General features: G+C 47.2%; 25 protein-coding genes and 1 tRNA gene. 15 read left to right on the forward strand and 11 right to left on the reverse strand.

The window, feature by feature from the left end; genetic code table 11:
- Window positions 1-18: 18 nt before the first annotated feature.
- Both FQV30_RS01250 and FQV30_RS01255 read left to right on the forward strand, forming a co-directional pair.
- The gene (locus FQV30_RS01250; protein ID WP_146498332.1) at window positions 19-435 is read left to right on the forward strand and encodes a hypothetical protein; all 417 of its coding nucleotides are present in this window, start codon (window positions 19-21) and stop codon (window positions 433-435) included.
- A gap of 43 nt (window positions 436-478) precedes the next feature.
- Window positions 479-838, forward strand: a complete 360-nt coding sequence (locus FQV30_RS01255) for a GNAT family N-acetyltransferase (RefSeq protein ID WP_146498333.1) — start codon at window positions 479-481, stop codon at window positions 836-838.
- 293 nt (window positions 839-1,131) lie between these two features.
- Here FQV30_RS01255 and FQV30_RS01260 read toward each other — a convergent pair whose 3' ends face one another.
- On the reverse strand, window positions 1,132-1,563 hold the full coding sequence (locus FQV30_RS01260) for an NUDIX hydrolase (protein WP_146499532.1): 432 nt from the start codon (window positions 1,561-1,563) through the stop codon (window positions 1,132-1,134).
- 144 nt (window positions 1,564-1,707) lie between these two features.
- Here FQV30_RS01260 and FQV30_RS01265 point away from each other — a divergent pair, with 144 nt between their 5' ends.
- The 3 genes from FQV30_RS01265 to FQV30_RS01275 all read left to right on the forward strand — a co-directional run bounded on the left by FQV30_RS01265 (window position 1,708) and on the right by FQV30_RS01275 (window position 3,145).
- Window positions 1,708-1,950 (forward strand): hypothetical protein, encoded by a 243-nt coding sequence (locus FQV30_RS01265; RefSeq protein ID WP_146498334.1) that lies wholly within the window; start codon window positions 1,708-1,710, stop codon window positions 1,948-1,950.
- Between the two features lie 83 nt (window positions 1,951-2,033).
- Window positions 2,034-2,735, forward strand: coding sequence for an aspartate/glutamate racemase family protein (locus FQV30_RS01270; protein ID WP_146498335.1), 702 nt, complete (start codon window positions 2,034-2,036; stop codon window positions 2,733-2,735).
- Between the two features lie 206 nt (window positions 2,736-2,941).
- Window positions 2,942-3,145, forward strand: a complete 204-nt coding sequence (locus FQV30_RS01275) for a thioredoxin family protein (protein ID WP_146498336.1) — start codon at window positions 2,942-2,944, stop codon at window positions 3,143-3,145.
- Window positions 3,146-3,205: 60 nt separating this feature from the next.
- Here FQV30_RS01275 and FQV30_RS01280 read toward each other — a convergent pair whose 3' ends face one another.
- The 7 genes from FQV30_RS01280 to FQV30_RS17830 form a co-directional block, all read right to left on the reverse strand.
- Window positions 3,206-3,769 carry a polysaccharide deacetylase family protein gene (locus FQV30_RS01280; protein ID WP_255473276.1) on the reverse strand — a complete coding sequence of 188 codons (564 nt, stop codon included), beginning with the start codon at window positions 3,767-3,769 and terminating at the stop codon, window positions 3,206-3,208.
- A gap of 87 nt (window positions 3,770-3,856) precedes the next feature.
- Complete coding sequence (gene phnC, locus FQV30_RS01285) at window positions 3,857-4,645, reverse strand: phosphonate ABC transporter ATP-binding protein (protein ID WP_146498338.1); 789 nt, start codon at window positions 4,643-4,645, stop codon at window positions 3,857-3,859.
- A 14-nt stretch (window positions 4,646-4,659) separates the two neighbouring features.
- Window positions 4,660-5,415 carry a phosphonate ABC transporter, permease protein PhnE gene (phnE, locus tag FQV30_RS01290; RefSeq protein ID WP_146498339.1) on the reverse strand — a complete coding sequence of 252 codons (756 nt, stop codon included), beginning with the start codon at window positions 5,413-5,415 and terminating at the stop codon, window positions 4,660-4,662.
- An 11-nt stretch (window positions 5,416-5,426) separates the two neighbouring features.
- Window positions 5,427-6,326, reverse strand: a complete 900-nt coding sequence (phnD, locus tag FQV30_RS01295) for a phosphate/phosphite/phosphonate ABC transporter substrate-binding protein (RefSeq protein WP_146498340.1) — start codon at window positions 6,324-6,326, stop codon at window positions 5,427-5,429.
- An 85-nt stretch (window positions 6,327-6,411) separates the two neighbouring features.
- A complete protein-coding gene (gene selD, locus FQV30_RS01300; RefSeq protein ID WP_186725486.1) occupies window positions 6,412-7,461 on the reverse strand; it encodes a selenide, water dikinase SelD in 1,050 nt (349 codons plus the stop codon).
- 60 nt (window positions 7,462-7,521) lie between these two features.
- Entirely contained in the window at window positions 7,522-8,517 is a 996-nt protein-coding gene (locus FQV30_RS01305) for a glycosyltransferase (protein WP_186725487.1), read from the reverse strand.
- 187 nt (window positions 8,518-8,704) lie between these two features.
- Window positions 8,705-8,801: transfer RNA gene (locus tag FQV30_RS17830), tRNA-Sec, on the reverse strand.
- Between the two features lie 141 nt (window positions 8,802-8,942).
- Between FQV30_RS17830 and selB the strand changes: the two genes are divergently transcribed.
- From selB to FQV30_RS01330, 5 genes are all read left to right on the forward strand, one after another.
- A complete protein-coding gene (gene selB, locus FQV30_RS01310) occupies window positions 8,943-10,850 on the forward strand; it encodes a selenocysteine-specific translation elongation factor (protein ID WP_146498342.1) in 1,908 nt (635 codons plus the stop codon).
- 45 nt (window positions 10,851-10,895) lie between these two features.
- Window positions 10,896-12,305 (forward strand): L-seryl-tRNA(Sec) selenium transferase, encoded by a 1,410-nt coding sequence (gene selA / locus FQV30_RS01315; protein ID WP_146498343.1) that lies wholly within the window; start codon window positions 10,896-10,898, stop codon window positions 12,303-12,305.
- A 114-nt stretch (window positions 12,306-12,419) separates the two neighbouring features.
- Complete coding sequence (locus tag FQV30_RS01320) at window positions 12,420-12,533, forward strand: peroxiredoxin family protein (RefSeq protein ID WP_146498344.1); 114 nt, start codon at window positions 12,420-12,422, stop codon at window positions 12,531-12,533.
- Between the two features lie 33 nt (window positions 12,534-12,566).
- On the forward strand, window positions 12,567-13,175 hold the full coding sequence (locus FQV30_RS01325; protein WP_255473277.1) for a thioredoxin family protein: 609 nt from the start codon (window positions 12,567-12,569) through the stop codon (window positions 13,173-13,175).
- 79 nt (window positions 13,176-13,254) lie between these two features.
- Window positions 13,255-14,241 carry a 2-hydroxyacid dehydrogenase gene (locus FQV30_RS01330; protein WP_146498346.1) on the forward strand — a complete coding sequence of 329 codons (987 nt, stop codon included), beginning with the start codon at window positions 13,255-13,257 and terminating at the stop codon, window positions 14,239-14,241.
- Window positions 14,242-14,351: 110 nt separating this feature from the next.
- Here the strand turns inward: FQV30_RS01330 and FQV30_RS01335 are convergent, their stop codons facing one another.
- Complete coding sequence (locus FQV30_RS01335) at window positions 14,352-15,224, reverse strand: metallophosphoesterase family protein (RefSeq protein WP_146498347.1); 873 nt, start codon at window positions 15,222-15,224, stop codon at window positions 14,352-14,354.
- 287 nt (window positions 15,225-15,511) lie between these two features.
- Between FQV30_RS01335 and FQV30_RS01340 the strand changes: the two genes are divergently transcribed.
- Complete coding sequence (locus FQV30_RS01340; protein WP_186725488.1) at window positions 15,512-16,171, forward strand: GntR family transcriptional regulator; 660 nt, start codon at window positions 15,512-15,514, stop codon at window positions 16,169-16,171.
- 5 nt (window positions 16,172-16,176) lie between these two features.
- Window positions 16,177-17,547: an MmgE/PrpD family protein gene (locus FQV30_RS01345; RefSeq protein ID WP_146498349.1), complete on the forward strand. Its 1,371-nt coding sequence runs from the start codon at window positions 16,177-16,179 to the stop codon at window positions 17,545-17,547.
- Between the two features lie 87 nt (window positions 17,548-17,634).
- Here the strand turns inward: FQV30_RS01345 and FQV30_RS01350 are convergent, their stop codons facing one another.
- Entirely contained in the window at window positions 17,635-18,030 is a 396-nt protein-coding gene (locus tag FQV30_RS01350) for an SRPBCC family protein (protein WP_146498350.1), read from the reverse strand.
- 325 nt (window positions 18,031-18,355) lie between these two features.
- Here FQV30_RS01350 and FQV30_RS01355 point away from each other — a divergent pair, with 325 nt between their 5' ends.
- Together FQV30_RS01355 and FQV30_RS01360 are read left to right on the forward strand one after the other, a co-directional pair.
- Complete coding sequence (locus FQV30_RS01355; protein WP_146498351.1) at window positions 18,356-18,598, forward strand: hypothetical protein; 243 nt, start codon at window positions 18,356-18,358, stop codon at window positions 18,596-18,598.
- A 42-nt stretch (window positions 18,599-18,640) separates the two neighbouring features.
- On the forward strand, window positions 18,641-19,150 hold the full coding sequence (locus FQV30_RS01360; RefSeq protein ID WP_186725489.1) for a CPBP family intramembrane glutamic endopeptidase: 510 nt from the start codon (window positions 18,641-18,643) through the stop codon (window positions 19,148-19,150).
- 102 nt (window positions 19,151-19,252) lie between these two features.
- Here FQV30_RS01360 and FQV30_RS01365 read toward each other — a convergent pair whose 3' ends face one another.
- Window positions 19,253-19,807, reverse strand: a complete 555-nt coding sequence (locus tag FQV30_RS01365) for a GNAT family N-acetyltransferase (protein ID WP_146498353.1) — start codon at window positions 19,805-19,807, stop codon at window positions 19,253-19,255.
- A gap of 322 nt (window positions 19,808-20,129) precedes the next feature.
- On the opposite strand from FQV30_RS01365, the gene FQV30_RS01370 reads away from it, so the two are divergent.
- A complete protein-coding gene (locus tag FQV30_RS01370) occupies window positions 20,130-20,591 on the forward strand; it encodes a hypothetical protein (RefSeq protein WP_146498354.1) in 462 nt (153 codons plus the stop codon).
- Window positions 20,592-20,636 lie beyond the last annotated feature (45 nt).

The raw sequence follows: 20,636 nt of genomic DNA on the forward strand, positions 1-20,636 counted from the left end.
TGGGGAGGACTGGTTGAGATGGACCGATGGGAGTTAGTGGCAGAAAAAGTCGGCATGCTCATGAAGGCGGAATGCGAATTGCTGGAAAATGAATGCCTGGTCAAAAGGCAGAGGTCTATAACGATTCCCGCAAATAGCGCGTACTTCCAGTGCACACTGGATCTGGATATTTCGTTCGCAAAACTTAAAGTGGATGGCTGCGCATTGAATAGGGCCGTCATCTACCTTCTTCCGGAAGAATTGCCGGCGTTTGCATTTACACTTATTGAATATCCGCTTCCTTTGCCGACTCATTACCAGCAGCGCGTCGAAGCAGGCCCCAATATTGTCTGCTTTTATATGGAATCAAAAGAGCCGCCGGAAGATTTTGCCGAACGGTTATCCGCCGCTTTGCAAACAATCGAACAAACAGGCAGGAAATCGTATATAATTTGAGCTTTATAACTCTAACAATATATCGAATCGAGGATGAACTGAAATGTTGGTCAGATACAAGAAATCATGCGAAAAAATTGCCATGGGTTTATTGTCTTTAATGCCTCAACAAAAAAATATTAAAGCCTTGCAGCAAACGATGGTCCGATATGGCGAAGAGCCTGGTTGGCAGCTTTATCTTTTGAAAGCAGGAGAAAGCTATGTCGGCTTGATCGGCATAGAAGTCCACGGCACTTATTTCACTGTCCACGATATTTCCGTGCTTCCTTCGTTTCGGGGAGAAGGCTTTGGGCATATTATGGCTGAAAAAATCCAGAAACTGATGCAGCAGCGGGAAATGCAAACAACAGAAGCGACCAAAAGCTTCCTGGAGAAATGCAAGAAAGAACTTGCTGCAAGCTAATATATAGGGAGAAAAAGAAATTCTGTCTTGTAAAACAAGGTCAACCCTTTTATAACAAACGGGGCTTTTCAATTGAAAAGCCTTTTTGACGTAAGGATTTTCATGTATTACAGCAGATATTGAGTCTATGGAAATCTGGTTATGGAGCGAAAAATCGACCATTCAGGCGTCAGAAAGAAGCGGCGCATGCCATTATTTTTTCTATGCGTTAATATGGCTCCATAATGCAGTTGTTCCGGGTATCATCCAAAAAGACTTTTCCTGGAAAAAGTCTTTTTCTTTCGGATATTAGTTTATTCTGAATTCAGGGCTTTCATCACTGCCCAGTAATGATGTTCATGGACAAGCAGCTCTTGCAGCCTGGCAATCGGCAACCAAGTCAAAATATGATCTGTTTCGGTCGGCTCCTGAACTTTTTCTTTCAAGGTTGCCAGGTAGAAATAGCCGTCGTTCAACATTGGCCCATTTTTCCGGGAATGGAAAAACCGCATGGCTGTTCCGATAAACGATCCGACTGCAATAGCGTAGCCGGTTTCCTCCAACAGCTCTCTCCTAAGGCATTCTTCCGGAAGTTCTTTTTCTTCAATCCCTCCTCCGGGCAAGAAATACCGGTCCTTGGGAGTTTTCACTGTGGCTACTTTATCTTTCGCGGCATTGAAGATGACGGCATAAACACCTTTTCGCAAATGATAGTCTACGCCTTCTGCCTGCTCACCAAATTTCATTTTACCCACGTATTATCCACCTCTTCATTTTATTTCCATGTATCTTAATCATACTCTTATAAAGAAAATGAATAAATAAAAATATTCAAAAAACGGTAACTAAACTTCTGAAAATCGGCTATAATCCGAGAAGGGGGTGCGGAAATGGGAAATAAAAGCCATGGGCTGAAATATGGATGGACATTGATTGCGCATAAAACATTCAAGCTTTTTTCCAATGACAATGCTTATATCGTCATTGACCAGGAAAGTGATGTCGTGATGCACTTCACCGTCAAAGAATCAGAGTTTGAAGTCATTAATAACAATTGGGGCATCAACTATAAAGTGATTCCGGGATTTAAAACGATAAAATTTTTAAACGTACCGGAAGATGATGAAGAGTAAGATGTGCTAACCGGGGGTAAAGCAAATTAGTTGGAAAAAGAATAAAAGAAAGTTGGAAACAGAATATATTGGAGGAGAACATCATGAAAAAGCTTGGAATCGTCGGCGGTACGGGACCGGAATCGACAGTGGATTATTATCAGTCGATCATCTCGAAATATCAAGAGAAAGCCGGCAGCAGCGAAGACTTGCCTGAGCTTTTGATCAATAGCATCAATATGTATAAAATCTTCTCATTGCTGGAAGCTAATCAGACTGAAGGGCTTGCCGATTATTTGACAGAGTCTGTACGGACGCTTGAAAAAGCGGGAGCCGATTTTGTTGTCCTGACAGCAAATACGGCTCATATTGTATTCGACAAGGTACAGGAGCGGGTTAACGTGCCGATGATCAGCATCGTTGAAGAAACATATAACCGTACAGAGGAGCTGGGACTGGGGAAAATCGGGCTCCTTGGGACAAAATTCACGATGGAAAATGATTTTTTCCAAAAACCATTTCATGCAGGGGCTAAAACCATCGTTGTGCCAGAACCGGAGGAACAGCAGTATTTCCATGAAAAGATTGTCAGCGAATTGGAGAAGGGCGTTGTTGAAGAAGGGACGAAAAAGGACTTTTTAGAACTGGCCGCCAAGATGGTTGAACGGGACGGAATCGAAGGGCTGATTTTAGGCTGCACGGAACTGCCGCTGATTTTCAAGCCGGAAGATCTGGAAATTCCCCAATTGAACACGACTGAAATCCATGTAAAGAAAATCATTGAAGTGATGTTCGATGAAGGATAACGGGCCTGTTTTTTTGCTTGCAGGCAGAATATTTAATAGCGGGCCGGAAAAGGTTTATACTTAAAGAGTACGAAAAAATTTCAATAAAGGGAGGTATAAATATGGTGAAAGCGATCAAGTCTGAAGATTTTATTGCACTTACAGAAAACCAGGAAAAACCATTTGTCCTCGACTTTACAGCGGATTGGTGACCAAGCTGCCGTCATTTGGGACCGGTGGTCTCAAGCGTAGCTGAACAACTTGATTCAGTTGATTTCTACAAAGTCGATGTGGACGAAGCGCCGGATTTAGCTCAAAAATTTGGTGTGCAAAGCATTCCAACCTTGATATTGGTCAAAAATGGCCAAGAAGTAAAACGCTCGGTTGGTTTTATCCCGGAAGAACCGGTGAAGGAATTTGCGCAGTCCTAAGCAGAAAAGGTGCCTTGAAGGCGGCTCACAGCCCGCTTCAAGGCACCTTTTTATATAGCTCTACAACAGTTTGAATCCATAGCCCCGTTCTTTGATCGCTGAAATCAATCCAGGAAGGGCCTCCAGCGTTTGGGGAAGTTCATGGAGCAAAATCACCGCACCATCCTCCAAATGCTCGGTCACATTGGCAATCAATTGTTCCGGATCGGTTTTCAGTTCCCAGTCCATTGATGCGATTTTCCACATGACCGGCGTCACATTCAGCCGCTCGGTCACCTCAAGTGTGTCGGCATTGAACTGGCCGTACGGAGGGCGGAAAAAGCGAACGCTGCTTCCAGTGATGTGTTCAATAGTTGCAATGCTGTTTTTAATGTCTTTGTATTGCTCTTCCTGGGTCAATTCGACCAAATTCCGGTGTTTGACGGTGTGGGAGCCAATCATGTGCCCTTCGTCCAATACGCGCTGCCAAGGCCTTTTGGGATGCAGCAGGCGGGTCTGCCAGAAAAAGACGGCTGGGACGTTTTCTTTCTTCAGCACATCAAGAAACTTGGGCAGTAACCGGCTCGGGCCATCATCAAACGTCAGGACGACGGATTTTTCACCGGGGCTTTCACTTTTGGTCACAACGTTTTCATGGGTAGAGTCGTACACGACTCTGGTATTGTCGACTGCTCAAGGACTTTTTATCATTTGATCCATCCCCTTATGCGATTAGATTCCAGCGCCGAAAAAGGAATTCTCAGATTTTGATCCATACGTAGCGTAATATTCTTCTTCCGTAAACTGCTCCGGTGGCCCATCGAAAATCAATTCCCCGTTACGCAAGGCGATAATCCGGGTGGCGTAGCGCTTGGCAAGATCAATGTCGTGGACATTGATGATGGTCAACAAGCCAAGCCGTTCGTGCATTTCTTTCAACAGTGTGAAAATATGGTTCGAGGTGCCGGGATCCAAGCTTGCCACCGGTTCATCCCCAAGCAATACCCGGGGCTGCTGCACCAGGGCGCGGGCGATTCCAACACGCTGCTTTTGTCCGCCGCTCAAATTCTCCACACGGCGGCCGCTCATTTCGGACAATCCGACTTCCGCAATGACCTTCTTGGCAAGTTCGAGCTCCTCCTGGGAAAACCAGCCGATCAGGTTTTTAAAAGATGACCGGTAGCCGAATGTACCGGTCAGGACATTCTGCAAAACGCTCAGGCGGGGAATCAGGTTGAAATGCTGGAAAATCATGCCCATTTCCCGGCGCACTTTCCGCAGTTTTTCCGCTTTGGCGCCGGAGACGTAATCCGGATCCAAACATACTTTGCCGTCTAAGCAGACTTCGCCGCTGGTCGGTATTTGCAGGCCGTTGATGCAGCGGATAAATGTCGATTTGCCGGCACCGCTTTTGCCGAGAACGCAGACAAAGTCGCCTTTGTTCAACGTTAGATTTATATTGGAAAGTGCCTCTGTGCTGTTGCCGGCATATTGAACGGACAAATTTTTAACGTCGATCATGTTGAGCGCCTCCTTCATATGATCCGGTTCCGGACATAGCTGGCTAAGAAGTCAATGATGATAACCATAACCATAATGATCAATACATCAAGCGAAACGGAAGAGTATTGGAATGTTTTAAAGTCGTTGAACAGGCGCTGCCCTATACCGCCACCTCCGATAAATCCTAGGATAAGGGAGGTGCGGATGGCGACTTCAAAGCGGTAGAAAAACTGGGATAGAACGTTCGGCCATATCTGCGGCATGATGCTGAACAGATAAGCGACCCATTTTTTTGCGCCTACCGCTTTCATCGCTTCTTGCGGGCCCGGATCTGCCGCTTCGATCAATTCCGATATCAGTTTCCCAAAAACGCCGATATTATGGAACATAATGGCGATTACTGCCGGAAATGGGCCGAGTCCGAGTGTTGTCAGCAATATCAACCCGAAGACAATTTCAGGAATTGACCGGACAAAACTGAGCCCGACTCTTGTAATCTGGAAAAGCGCTCTGGAAGGGGCCGTATTGCGCGCTGCCAAAAAGCTGATCGGCAGGGCGATGACAAGGCCCAGTACACTCCCCAAAAACGCCATCGCGAGCGTCTCCAATGTGTCCTGCACCATCTCCGGCAGCAGTGAAAAGTCCATCGGGAACCACTGCGACAAGAAATCGATCATGTTGCGGAAGTCTTTGAATTTGGTCAGATCGAATTCTGTCAATCTCATACTCAAATAGATGAATATGAGGAGTATCACTACCGTGACAATATTGCTTTTCTTAAACCACACCATGATCAACCCTATTCTTTAATGATTCCCTGCTTGATCGCTGCTTGTTTGATGCTTTCATAGTCTGCATTAGTAGCTTCTGTAAAGCCGGACGCCCCGAATGCATCAAGGATTTCCGGATCTTCAATTGCCAGGAAGGTTTCCTGCAATTTCTTCACTGTTGCGTCGTCCGTGCTTTCAAGCACAGCCCAAGGGTATTGGAACAATTCTTCTGATTCCCAGATGGTCTTGAATTGATCGCCGTCAATCTTTCCGGATTCAACCAATTGGTCATAGATTGCGCTGTCGATTGCCCCGGCATCCACTTGCTTGTTCTGGACAGCAAGCGCCGTTGCGTCATGTGAACCTGTGAAACGTACAGTAGCGAATTCATTGTCGTCTTCCGATTGGTAGACGCCCTGCTCCTGCAATTCAATTGAAGGAATCAATGAGCCTGAAGTCGAGTTCGGGTCGCCGAATGCAAAGTCCACTTCTTTGGAATCCGCAAGCAGTTCATCAAGCGTATTCCACGGGTTGTCTTTGTGCGTGATGATATAAGAATGGTAGTAAGGTTTGCCGTCAATCAGCTGCGTGATGATGGCTTTTGCGTTGCTGTTCGCTTCTGCGATAACGAAAGTCAAAGGCCCAAGATACGCCATATCGATCTGGTCGTAATTCATCGCTTCCACTACACCGTTGTAATCAGGATAAACTTCAATTTCCACTTCACGGTCCAATTCAGTTGTCAGCAGCTCCTGCAATTTCTTCATAGCGGTATCCATCTCGCCTTCAGTTTGTGCGGGGATGACACCGATTGTGAATGCTTCCTGTTCTTGAGAGCTTTGTTCTCCACTGCCGCTTTCCTCTCCGCATGCGGAGAGGAAAAGTGCCAGGACAAGCATCAAAGCAAATAAAATACTCGATTTTTTCATAAATTCAAACCTCTTTACTGTTTTCTTTGTTTAGTGGTTTTCCGCCACAATGGTAAAACAAGGGCCCTGTGAAGAGCCCTTGCAATTAGATGACTTGAATCCGTCCGGCATTTTCGCTGGTAACGGTTCCGATAATGGCCGATTGCACATTTTTTTCAAGCAGATCACGCTGGAGCGCTTCTGCTTCCGCCTCTGGAACGGAAATGAGCAGACCGCCTGAAGTGACGGCATCACATAGGATCAGGCGATCGATTTCGCTGACGCTGTCTGCGTAATCAATATCGCCGGCAAGCCATTTCAGGTTTTTGCGGGTTCCTCCCGGAATGACGTTTTGTTCTGCAAGCTCTTTGGCTTTTGAAAGAACAGGAACATCTTTGCTGGAGACCGTTACACCGACATTTCCGCCTTTTGCGACTTCCATCGTATGTCCGAGCAGGCCGAATCCGGTCACGTCGGTACATGCGTTAACAGAATAGTTCTCCATGACTTCAGCGGCTGTTTTGTTCAGCGTCGCCATGACCGTCATCACTTCGTTCAAATCTTCTTCCGGCAGAATGCCTTGTTTGATCGCTGTCGTCAAAATGCCGACGCCGATCGGCTTGGTCAAGATCAAGCGGTCGCCTGGCTGTGCGCCGGCGTTGGAACGAATTCTATCCGGATGGATTGTCCCGGTGACCGACAGACCGAATTTCGGCTCTTGGTCGTCGATAGAATGCCCGCCGACTAACGTAGCGCCCGATTCTTTCACTTTGTCGGAAGCGCCTGCCAAAATTTCGGCTAGAATGCTTTTATCCAAGGTATTGATCGGAAATGCGACGATATTCATGACGGTCAGCGGCTTGCCGCCCATCGCGTATACATCGCTCAGTGAGTTGGCAGCACCAATCTGGCCGAACATATAAGGGTCATCGACAATCGGGGTAAAGAAATCCAATGTCTGGACGAGTGCAACCTCGTCGCTGATTTTGTACACTCCTGCATCATCGGCTGTGTCCAGTCCGACAAGCAAGTTGGGGTCTTCTACATTTCTTGGTAAATGGCGCAGAACCTGCGCCAGGTCCTCAGGACCAATTTTGCAGCCTCAACCACCTTTAGTAGATAAAGAAGTTAAACGTACCATTTCTTTTTCTGCCATTTGTATTCTCTCCTTTTTTGTTCAATTGGGTGTTCGCAAAGACGATTGTGAAATCGGGATTTATGTCAAAACACTTCTGTATATAGCCAGCAGTGCCTCGGCTTCCTTGATGCCTGAATGGTGTTCGGCAATATGTTCTTTTGCCTGGAGACCCAGTTTTTCCCTCACTTCATAATTATTCATCAGTGATTCGGCATAAGCAAGAAATTCGGTCTCGTTGCTGTACAAAAATCCGTTTTCTTCATTAGAGACGATGCTGCTGTTTCCAGGAATGTCGGAGACAAGAACAGGACGCCCATAGCCCATCGCCTCCAAAATGGCGGCTGGCTGCCCTTCGGAAAGGGAAGTGTTCAATACCGCATCGGCTTGCTGATAAAGCGGGCCCATAAGCGGATGGGGTACTGCCCCAAGATACCGGACCCAATCTTTATGCTGCTCGACCAAGCCTTCGACAAGTTCTCCCTCGGCTTCTTCCAGAACCGGCCCTGCAAGCCAAAGGCGGAGGTGCGGGTAGCTGGCGTGCAGCTTCTCGAGCATACCGATCGCGGCAGGAACATTTTTCACTTTCCGTATGCCTGCCGGCAACACAAACAAAAATGTATCCGGCTCTTTTTCTGCAAGAGAATCGGCGGATGAAAATTCGCTATTTCCTTGGGCAATTGCATAAATCTTGTCCGCAAGGAAAGGGGCTTCCTGGATCAATATCAGTTTCGCCTTTTCATCGAACACATGGATGGCTGCGGCTCCTTTCAAAGCGGCAAGGACGTCCCGGCGTTTTTCCGGTTGGAACAAATCCACATTCAGATCCGTGCCGGTCATTGTCACTATATAGCGAGCAGGCGGTTCAGCCAGCTGTTCCATGAATTTGTAGAGGCGGTGGGCATGGAACCCGTGGACAAGATCGGCATCCGGCAGCCGGACGGGAACCGGCTCATCGGTGGAAGAGATGATTTCCGTGCGGACGCCAAGTTTCCCTAGGTTCGCCGCAATCCGTTCCACAGTTACGGTATTGCCGCGCGGCTGGGGATAATTTGGCGAAACAAGTACAATCTTCATATAATTTCAATCCTTCGGTGACTCGATTTGTTGAGACTTTGGCCAGGAATGGATAAAAATAAACTCCTTCATTAATTATCATGAAACTAGACTAATTTGTCACTTATCTTGCCTCTCTTGGAAGAAAGAAAAACAGGATGCAAAAAATAAAAAAAGCCGTCAAAGACGGCTTTTGGTTTTCTATGTATGGCGGGACTGTGTGGGAATCGAACCCACCGAGCCTGGCACGCAGGCCCCTCAGGGTTTTGAAGACCCAGGAGGACACCAGTCACCCAACCAACCCCATATTCAAGCAAAGATAAGTTTATACCGAAAAAAAGAGAACCGCAAGCCCTTTGCTCAGAGGAAGAGGGCAAAGAGCTTGAAACCGTTCGGCGCGAAGATTAAAGTAAAGGTACCATCAATCAAAGAAAGCATGTGAGAAAATGAGCGATACGTATTTTACGATTGGAATGGCGGGGCATATCGACCACGGGAAAACGACGTTGACAAAAGCGTTGACGAATGTCGATACAGACCGCCTGAAAGAAGAAAAAGAGCGCGGAATTTCCATAGAACTCGGTTATGCACCGCTGCAGACGGAAAACGGGGCGCATGTATCCATCGTTGATGTGCCGGGGCACGAACGGTTTATCCGGCAGATGATCGCCGGTGTAGCGGGAATCGATCTTGTTGTCTTAGTAGTGGCAGCGGACGAAGGAGTCATGCCGCAGACCGAGGAACATTTGGAGATTCTGCAATTTCTAGGCATTGAGCATTGCATCGTCGCCATCTCGAAAATCGATCGCGTTGATGAAGAAATGCTTGAACTGGTGACAGAGGATATTCGTGACCGGCTAGAAGGGACCATTTTTGACGGGGCCCCGTACGTTCTGGTCGACAGCATTTCCGGCAAAGGCATCGAACAATTGAAGGAAACGATTTTTGGCCAATTGAAAAAAGTGAAGTTCCGTGACGCCTATGGTTCGTTCCGTCTCCCAATCGACCAAGTATTCACCGTCCAAGGGCAAGGCACAGTCATCAGAGGAACGATTTACGAAGGTGTCGTCCAAAAAGGCAGCCAATTGACGCTGTTGCCTAAAGGGCAAAAGGTGAAAGCGCGCCAAATCCAGGTGCATCACAAGGAACAGGACCAAGCACGGGCAGGGCAGCGGACCGCGATAAATCTCGGCGGCGTGGACAAGGACGAAATCAGCCGGGGAGATGTGCTTGTGGCATCAGATCATTTTTTGGTCACTGATACGATAGATGTCGCGATGCAGCTGATCAATGAAAAATTCTCGCCGATCAAGCAACGGGCTCCTGTGAAGGTCCATGTTGGAACTTCCGAAGTGATGGGCAAAATCGTCTTTTTTGACCGGAACGAACTGGAACAGACACAAGAAGAAGTGCTGTGCCAAATCCGTTTGGACGAAGAAGTGGTGGTCCGCCGCGGCGACCGGTTCATTTTGCGGCGGCCGACTCCAGTCGAAACGCTGGGAGGGGGGTGGGTCATCCAGCCCAAAGGCGGCAAATACCGTTTTGGCGAAGAAACGATCAACATGCTTCGTGATATGAAAGAAGGCACGCCAAGCGATTTGATCGAAGACGTGTTGGCGAAACAAATTCTGCTGGATGCCGAGCAATTGATCCAGCAAACCTCACTTGATGAAGGGGTGCTGCGGGAAACCCTTGCAGAAGGCATTGGGCAGGAAACCATACTGGAAGTCTCTTCCGGCAAGTACAGCTTGTCAAAGACGTTCATCAAACTGAAAGATGAGATTGCGGGCCGCCTGCAGGCTTTCCATGAGGAATTGCCAATGCGCATCGGAATGAGCAAAGCGGAGCTGGTGCAGACGTTCAGCAGCGCATACCCGAAACCGTTCATCGAGTATTCGCTGGAAAAGATGGCAGAACAGGGTGATGTGAGAAAAGCGGAGCAGTTTATGGCGCTCGGCAACTTCGAGCCGCATCTGCCAAAGCAGTGGAAGACGCGGATGGAAGGGATCGTGGCAGCCATTGAAAAAGACGGCGTGCAAGTGAAGAAGTGGGCCGATTATATAGCCGGCACTCCAATTCCGAAAGCCGATCTGTCCGAATTGGAGGCTTTTCTGATTCATACAAAACAAGCCTACCGCTTTATGGAAGATACGCTTATCCACCGGTCGGCTGTTGAAGCGGCGGTCATAAAACTGCAGGCGGAGACGGAGGCGGAATTCGGGTTGAAAGAGGCGAAGGATTCGCTGGACCTTTCAAGAAAATACTTGATCCCGTTTTTGGAGCTGCTTGATCAATTGAACATCACTGCGCGTGCCGAGGACAAACGGCGCTGGACGGCCAAAGCCGGGATGTGAAAAATCTAACGGCAACCCATTTGCCGGAAAAGGGAGGAAGATAGGATGAAAGAGTATTTGCGCCAAATTCCGCCCATTCATGAACTGCAAAAGGATGCCCGCTTTGAAGGTGTAATGGAGACCTACAGCTTGAACCATCAGCAAGCCACAAAGTTCGTTCAAGAGGAAATCAGCACCTTGCGGAACTTGCTGTTGGAAGGCAAACTGGACATTTCGCCAGCGGATGCAAACTTTGCTGCGCTGATTTTTGGCGGCATCGAAAAAAAGGCGGGAACATGGCAGGAAGATCGCTTGAAGCAAGTGATCAACGGGACCGGTACGGTTTTGCACACCAATTTGGGGAGGGCGCGCCTCAGCAGCCGGGCGGTAGAGCATGTGGTCAAATCGGCGCGCAACTATTCGAATCTGGAATACCGGATTTCAGAGGGGAAACGCGGTTCCCGGCATGATATTATAGAGGATTTGTTAAAAGAAGCGACCGGTGCAGAAGCGGCAATGGTCGTTAACAATAACGCGGCGGCAGTGTTCCTTGTATTAAGTGCCTTAGCCAAACACAAAGAAGTGATTGTTTCCCGGGGACAGCTGGTAGAAATCGGCGGTTCCTTCCGTGTGTCTTCCATTATGGAAGAAAGCGGAGCCCGATTGGTGGAAGTCGGTACGACCAACAAAACGCATTTGTTTGATTACGAAAAAGCGTTCACTGAAGAAACAGCCATGATCATGAAAGTCCATACAAGCAATTTCCTGATGGTAGGATTTACTGAAACGGTAGAGACGGAAGAGCTTGTTGATCTCAAGAACAATCACGATGGTGTAGTGTTGTACGAAGACCTTGGCAGCGGGGCTTTATATGATTTTAAGAAGCATGGAATCGGTGATGAACCGCTTGTCCGGGAAGTGATCCAGTCCGGTGTCGACATTGTTTCCTTCAGCGGGGACAAGCTGCTCGGCGGCCCGCAGGCGGGCATCATAGCCGGGAAAAAAGCAATCATCGACCAGTTGAAAAAGCACCAATTGGCGCGGGTGCTAAGAGTGGATAAACTGACGTTTGCGGCGCTGGAGGAAACCTTGAAAGCATATCTTTCTGGAGAAGAAGCCATCATGGAATTGCCTACAGTAAGGGATGTTGTCCGGCCGCTTGAATCGATCAAACAGCAGGCGGAAGTTTTCATGAAGGAAATGGGCGGGCAAACGGAAGGATACAGCATTGAACTGAAGGAAAGCACCTCCCAAATAGGCGGCGGTACGATGCCTGGTGTCGAGCTTCCTACATATATAGCGGCTGTTTCGCATGCCCGGTATTCCGCACAGGAACTCGCAGAAAAACTTCGCAGTTGCCGTCCAGCTGTCATTGCCAGAATCCAAGACGAGCGGGTCTGCATTGACTTCCGTACAATTGATCAAGACGAACTGCCAATTGTCGTGGAAAGTTTCATGGAAATCTATCGGGCATAACATTGCTGATCCTATGTGGAAATCTTTTCAAGGGTTAAGAAACAGGGATTTTAATGGCACATGTAGAATAACCAGTAGAAAGAAAATTTTTTCATGTAAAAAGGAGGACCAGCTATGTTACTGGAAAAAATGCAAGACATCCAATTGAATGACCTGGAAGGCAACAAAGTTTCCATCAGCGATTTCCGGGGGAAAAACACGCTTATTTTCATGTGGGCATCCTGGTGACGCTGCCGTGCCCAGCTGCCCGGGTGGCAGCAAGTGTACGAGAAATACAAAGATGCCGATTTTGAAATTTTGTCGGTTGCCGCAGATGGCCAAGGGCCTGAAGTCGTCAAGCCGTATACAGAAGGAACCACCTTTAAGACAGTGGTCGACGAAAACAATGTTTTGATCAACCTGTTCGGCTTTAAAATGGTGCCGAATGGAATTTTCCTGGACGAAGAAGGAACAATCCGGATGATCAAAGAAGGATTCAAGCTGGACCATCCGGAAAATATCAAGGCGGTCGAACAGCTGATCCGCAAAGAAGTGGAAAAAGTCGAGTTTGGCGGCGACAGCCCGAAAAGCGGCCAGCCGGATTTGCAGCAGCAATTGGCCCAGACCAAATACAAGCTGGGCATGGAATACGCCAAACAAGGCCGCAATGATGAGGCATTGAAAGAGCTTGATGATGCATGCCTGCTGGATCCGGATAATTTCACCATCCGCAAACAGCGCTGGTATATCCGTTTTCCGGAGAAATTCAGTCCGGAGATTGAGTTTGAATGGCAGCAGGGTCAGCTTGAAAGGGAGAAAGAGGAGGAAGAGCGTCACCGGAACCAGGGGCTGGTCTGCGGACCGGATGGCTGTTTTTTGCCGAGCACATGAAGAAAGGGCCAATTTTCGGCCCTTTTCTTTTCATTTAACAACGAATAAGCATACATAAGAGGGAGATGAAAGAAAGCCGATGAAACCAAAAGTATTTATTTCTGCGCCGATTCCGAAAAAAGTGGAAGACTATATCGCACAGCATTGCGACTACCGAATATGGGATAAAAAAGAACCGATTCCACCTGAAATCCTTGCACGGGAAGTGGCGGATGTAAAAGGGCTGATAACCAAAAAAGGGGCCATCAATAAAGAATTTCTTTCCCAAGCGCCTCATTTGAAAGTGGTCAGCACCATATCCGTGGGCTATGACTCTTTTGATATTGAAGCGATGAGGGAAAGAAACGTGCTGGGCACCCATACGCCTTTCGTTTTGGACGAAACGGTCGCGGATTTGGTGTTCGGTTTGATATTGTCAGCGGCCCGAAGATTGCCGGAACTTGACCGCTGGGTAAAAGAAGGCAATTGGGGCAAAGAGAAGGACTCCGAACGGAATTTCGGGGTGGATGTCCATCACACGACGCTCGGCATCATCGGGATGGGCAGAATCGGGGAGAAAATCGCCAGAAGAGCCGCATTAGGATTTGAGATGGACGTCCTGTACAACAGCAATTCTAGAAAGCCGGAAGCGGAAGAGAAATATGGCGCCCGTTACAGCGAAGTCGATGAATTGCTTGCCTCGTCCGATTTTGTAGTAGTGATGCTTCCTTTGACACAGGAAACGCACCATATTATAGGAGAGAAGCAATTCGGTTTGATGAAACCGAACGCTATCTTCATCAATTGCGCTAGAGGGCAAGTTGTAGACGAGAAGGCTTTGGTCCGTGCGCTCCAGGAGAAAAAAATACGCGGAGCGGGACTTGATGTTTTTGAAGTGGAACCGGTCGGGCAAGACAATCCGCTCCTGCAGATGGACAATGTCGTTACCCTTCCCCATATCGGATCCGCGACACATAACACGCGGTTTGATATGGCGATGAGAGCGGCAGAAAACTTGGTTGCTGGCGTGACAGGGCAAGTGCCGCCTGATGTGGTAAAAGAGCTGAAGAGCTTGGCGGAGCTTTGAATGACAGCCGCTGTTGAATATGGAGGTTTTAAACGAAGCCAAAATGAAAACACCGTTCATAAGGAATGGTGTTTTTGTGTGCCGTTTTTTAGTTATCGGCGTTCGGCCGATTAGGCGTTGGTCATATTGACAGCTTTGGCAGCCGGTTTTTTCGTGGCCGGAAGCAATGGGATCAAGTGCTTCATGTCAGCATCCGTCCCTAGCGGATCGACTCGCAGGCTGAAATGGTTGATGGCTTCTCCGATAACTTTCGCCTGTTCTTCCAGAAGCGGATCGGACAAATCGATGGAATCGATGGAAATCAGCGAATCCGATATATCGATAATACGCGCAGCCTGTTCATCCAATACAGCGGCAATTTGCAGGAACGTCCAGCGTTTTCGCAGAGCGATCGAATTATAGTGATTGTGGCCGTTGACGTAGAGGCCGGGGCCTTGTTTTTTCTGCAGAATTTCCTGTACTTGGACATGCGGATGTATATAATGCATAGGCTCATGGGATTTAGCGGTTGTCGCATAGATAGGGTGATGGCCAAAGACGAGAAGCGGTGTTTCCCCGGAATATTCGACTACTGATTCCAGCCATTCCTGTTGGATCGGGTCAAGGATGCCTCCGCAATCGGTAAGGTCCTGTTCTCGTGTAGTATCCAGGAAAGCCAACATTGCAGTGTCTGTTTCAACCAAGTGAAAGCGCTGCTGCTGCGTGATGTCCAATACTTCCTTGCGCTTCAATCCATAAACGTCGTGGTTGCCAAGAACGTGGACAAACTGTTTTCCGTGGCGGCGAATGATCGAATAGATGTTTTCCAGTTCTTCTTCCGTGCCGTAATTTGTCAAATCCCCTATGGATACGTACAAATCTGCTGGTATTGAAAAAAACCGTTCCATGAACGTTTCATAAAATCCTTGGCGCGCACCTGCAATAAACTGGTTGTCTGTAGTCAATTCAGGGTAATGCAAATCACCGATTACTGCGATTCTCATGTCTTTTCATTCTCCCTTCATCTCTGCGTTCATCCATAGTATCTCCGAAAATTGTTGAGGCACTATTAAGGCAGTATGAAGAATTGTGTAAATTCCTGTTCCGTAAAGAAATGAAGGAGGGTTTTCAGTGCTGGCAACAAAAGAATGCCCATAACAGTTGGAAAGATAGAGCATGGTTTTAATGGTATGCAATGTTTTGTTTTTTCATTATAATATTGACTGAAATAAGTTATTTAATTAAAATTTATAAAAAATGGTATACAATTTAAAAAAGATTGGATTGGAGTTTGATTGCCATCGAACTGAACGACGTCAAAAAAAATTCTGTTTATGATTATTTATATAATGCAATTCGTACAGGCGATATCAAGCCGGGACAAACTTTGACTGAAAGAGGGCTCGCCGAAAAACTGGGCGTCAGCCGAACGCCGATTCGGGAAGCGATCCGCCGGCTCGAGGAGCAAGGGCTTGTAACACATGTGCCCCATAAAGGGGTAAAAGTCATCACGCTGTCTGCTGAAAAAGTGGCTCAGCTTTACGAGGTTCGGGAGCTTTTGGAAGGACTGGCGGCAAGGAAGCTGGCTCAGGTACATACGCCGGAAATGATCGCAGAATTGAATGGCTTTATTGAACGGGCAGAAAAAGCAGCCTTTGCCGACAATGTGAAAGAAATGGCAGATATCAATTCCGGTTTTCATATAGCCTTGGCGAGGCTATCAAAGAATGTCTATCTGGAAGTCATCATGAATATGCTGCAGACTCAAATCGCTTTAGTCATGTCGACATCTTTATCCCATACGGGGCGTCCATTGAAAAATATAGAAGAACATAAGATGATCATCAGCGCTATTCAGTCAAAGGACGGGGATTACGCTGAGAATACAGCGAAGTTCCATGTAAGAAAATCAAAAGAAAACGCACTGAAAAAAATAGTAGAGGGTGAATAGCGATAATGGTGACCAAAAAACTTGTACAGAACGTCTTAGGGACAAAGATGAGCGATATTCCGGAAGAAGTGAAGCTTCACGGCAAAAGAAGCTTATACAACTGGATGGGAGTGGCAATTGGTGCATCACATCATCCGTCAGTGGATATGGTTCTTGGCTTGAAAGAAGACACCGATTCAGCGGAACAAGTCTCCATTTTCGGGCGCGATGAAAAAGTGGATCTGCTGTTAGGCAGCTTGATCAATGGCATGTCGTCCCATATTTTTGACTATGATGATACGCATTTAGATACCATCCACCATCCGAGCGGCCCTGTTGCTCCGGTAGTGCTGGCGCTGGGAGAAAAACTGAACCTGACAGGCGAACAAGTATTGCATGCCTTCATCCTTGGATGCGAGGCGGAACTTCGCATTGCAAATGCAGTCTATCCAAGCCATTATCACCTGGGCTATCACATTACCAGTTCAACGGGGGTCTTCGGGGCTGCAGTAGCTGGCGGCCTTCTGCTTGAACTGACTGAAGAACAGATGGCGTGGGCACTTGGCATTGCCGGAACCCAATCGTTTGGGCTGCGGGAGATGTTCGGCACGATGACCAAACCGTTCCATCCTGGAAAAGCGGCACAAAACGGATTGATGGCTGCGCTTCTGGCAAAGAAAAACTTTACAAGTTCAATGGAAGTATTAGAGGCAAAGCGAGGGTTCGCCAATGTGCTGGCTCCTGAACACGATTTGTCGAAAGTGAATGTGAAATGGGGAGAGCAGTGGGAACTGCTGAAAAACGCCTTCAAACCATATGCATGCGGAATCGTCCTTCATCCATCCATTGATGCATGCATTGCGCTTGGAAAACAAGTCAAAGCTGAAGACGTGGAGCGGATTGAACTGACAGTCAACCCGTACGTATTGGAATTGACCGGAAAACCGACACCGCCGACTGGGCTTGCAGGTAAATTCAGCATTTATCATACAGGCGCCATTGCTTTTTTAGAAGGCGATGCCGGGGAAGATCAATACGCGGATGCTAAAGTGCGCGATGGGAAAGTGGTGGAATTCCGTTCCAAGATTGCGCCGAAAGTGGATGACAGCGTAAAAGAAGAAGAAGTTTATGCTACTGCTTTCCTAAAAGACGGCAGCAAAATTGAACATGTTGTGAAACATGCGACAGGAAGCTTAGAAAATCCGATGAGCGACAAAGATTTGGCTCGGAAGTTCAACAACTTGACACATGCGGTAATCGGCAAGGAAAAGGCGGGCCAACTGCGGGAAGTTATGTATAGTTTAGAAAAGGCTGCTGATTTAAGCGGATTGATCGGGTTGACGAAATCAGATGCCCCAAAACTTCAATTAAGCAGTAGAGACGAAAGAATTTTATGAGTTTTTTGCTCTTCTTTTCCCGTTTCTTTGTAATTTAACAGAAGCAAAACCACCGCTGCGCAAACAGGCACAGCGGTGATTTTTATTTTATATATGGGGCAAATTCTTGCCTTCCGCAAAAGCTTTCAAATTTTCCAAGCTGAGTTCAAAACCATCCGCATTCACCGTTACCCGGGTTCCGTCCTGTTCTGGAAACAAGTCGAACGTGAAAAGCGTTCCGTCCGAATCGGAAGCGTAGGAAAACCGTTCGAGCGGCAGGACCTCGGTAATGGTGAAGCTCATTGAGATGCTTTCGCCTTCCTCAAGTGAATTGTGGTCGCTTGGCATCAGTATGAAAAGCGCTTTTTCTCCAACCTCCACCTTTGGTATTTGCCAGGTCGAACCGGGAGCGTACCAAGTGGAAAACCGGCCATCTTTGACGATGGAATTCCAAACCGTTTCAGGATCGGCATCAATGAAAACAGAGCGTCTGCCGGCAGTCATCTGATCAACCTCCTGTTTTCTTTAAACTTTATGGGTTTTCCGGCGTGCTTACAAGTGCATAAAATACTGAAAAACCTCTAGAAAAATGAAATAAACCATTTTTTTCCTTGTTTGCCTGGTGTGCCGCTTGTTTAGAGAAAAATATTGGCCGAGCGGCAGTGGAAGCGCTAGTCGGCTGCCAAGAAAGGCAGTGTCTTTTCCTGCTCTCAAATAGAAAATCAATCAGATGCCTGCCGTTTATTTGGCAGGCATTGACAACAATGATGGCTGCTGAAAAAATTAAAGAACAAGAGGAATGATGCAAAAGACGAAAGGGGCTGCGCCCATGAAAAGAAAGAGTTTCTGGAAATCATTCTTAGCGCTTTTTGTTTTTGGATTGATCGGCATTTTCTTTTTCATCCCTTCTTTGATTCCGCTGATCGAAGGGCAGTTGCAAAGTATGGCAAACCCGCCGGATCTCCCGCTTGGCCTGCTCGTTTTGCTGTCGCTGATCAACCCGCTGATCCTGCTGGCGGGTGCCGTTCTTGCCGGCTTGTTGACCGCCCCGAAAGCCGGTTTAGTGTCCTAACTTTACTTGTGGATGAATGGCCGTTTGAAAGAGGGGAATGGCATGTCTTTTAAAAAGGCTGTTCCAGTTGGAATTTTCTCCGGAGCAGCAGCGGCTGCTGTCCTTTTTCTTTTGGAACTCCTCTTTCAGCCTTATTTGCCGGAATCGCTGCAGAAAAACGCCGGTTCAAGAAGTTTAACGGAAACAATTGGAGGGATGTTCTACGGCGGCATTACGGAAGAACTGCTCCTTCGGTGGGGCGTGATGTCCTTTTTGGTATGGCTCCTTTGGAAACTGTTCCAGCGTTCCCGGCAAGTGCCTTCTGCGGCAATATTCTGGATTGGCATTCTAGTCAGCGCGCTGCTGTTTGCGCTGGGCCATTTGGGGGCAACTGCATTGGTTGCCCCGCTTACGGCAGCCGTATGGGCACGCATGCTGCTTCTTAATGGCATCGCCGGTTTAGTATTCGGCTGGCTGTACTGGAAAAAAGGGCTGGAAATCGCCATGCTTTCCCATGCTTTTCTTCATATTACGACTACTGCCATCACAACGGTATGGGTTTCGTTTCAATAAGACCTTGCAAAGTAAACCTTTACTTGAATCAAAGGCTGGCCAATTGATAAATGTATCCAAGCACAAAAGGTTTCCTTCGAGTGAAGGAAACCTTTTGTTTTGTTATTTTGCATGGAGCGCTTCCCATTCAGGGCGCAGAATCCCCATGACGATAATGTCAAAACGCTTGCCGTCCCGGTAGACCATCGAACGCTTGCGGCCCTCCACTTTAAAGCCTGCCTTTTCGTAAGCCTTGATGCCGCCTTTGTTATATTCAATAACTTCCAACCCTACGCGGTCCAGATTCATTTCGTAAAACGCATAGCGAAGGATCAAGCGGAGCGCATCCGTTCCAAAGCCTTTACTTCGGTCAGCGGCGTCTCCGATTCCGATGGCCAACACGCCGGTCCGGTTGTTCCATTCGATGCCGTAAATGGTGACGAAGCCCACCAAACGGTCCCCATCGATGGTTCTCAGCCGGAAATACACTTCATTTGGTCCTGGGGAACCTTCGTTCATCAATTGTTCGCTATTACGGGGCATTGCCATATCCGTATCCACATTCCGCAAATAATCGGTGTCTTCCCCCCATTTCAGCATAATGTCAACATCTTCTTCCCGTGGTATTGAAAGCTTTATCCGTTCGCCGTAGAACAGGTTAGAGAAAATTGTTGTCATGTCGGTCTCCTTAATCTTTTTAGTTTTTCAACACCTGACCGATGATTGATAGTGGGCTTGTTGTGCACAATATCTCATCCTCCTGAAATTCAATTACATTCATCATAGAGTTTTTGAAAACGAGTGGCAATCGAATCTGAAGTTTTGCGACGGGATGAAAATGAGTAAGGTGAGAATTTTCTTTTGTATATGGCACCTAGTCTACTAATGATAAGACCCTGTTAAAGGACAATGCTAACTTTCTTATTTAACTGAGGGGCAGGTTAATTGCAGGAAAAGATTGAAGTATAGATTAGCGTTCTTTTTGACAGGAGGGAAAGTTTTGTTCGATAAATTCAAAAAGGTCTTTAAGAAAGATTTGCCGGAAGAAAGAAATGATCCGTATGTCTTCGTTCCAGAAACTGAGATAAACGCAGAATTAAAAAGAAATATAGTTCAACTAGAAAGGCTAGCCGACGACTTGGCTAAAAGGCTTCAAACCAAATATGCCAAGAGATTTGAGGACCAAGGAAAATTGAACTTAAGGATTCGGGTATGCAGGGACATTGATGGAGATGAAGAAGAAACCCTGACTTCGGAACGTTGTTTAGAAAAAGAATACCGGTCTCAAATAGCAATAGATTATGACGGCCCAAAATACGATGATGAGTTTGATGCTGGTACACTCGGGTTGTGGTATTACTTTGGAGGATATGTTCAAGGTTCAGGGACATTATATGATTTGTCCCAAAATGATTTGGAAAGCGATATTGAAGAAACCTTAACAAATTTACTTGAAGCATAATACGAACGGATTCCATTCAATTGATGGGACCAATAATAAAGAAAC

The sequence above is a fragment of the Planomicrobium sp. CPCC 101110 genome, from assembly GCF_007859395.1.
Classification (GTDB): domain Bacteria; phylum Bacillota; class Bacilli; order Bacillales_A; family Planococcaceae; genus Planococcus.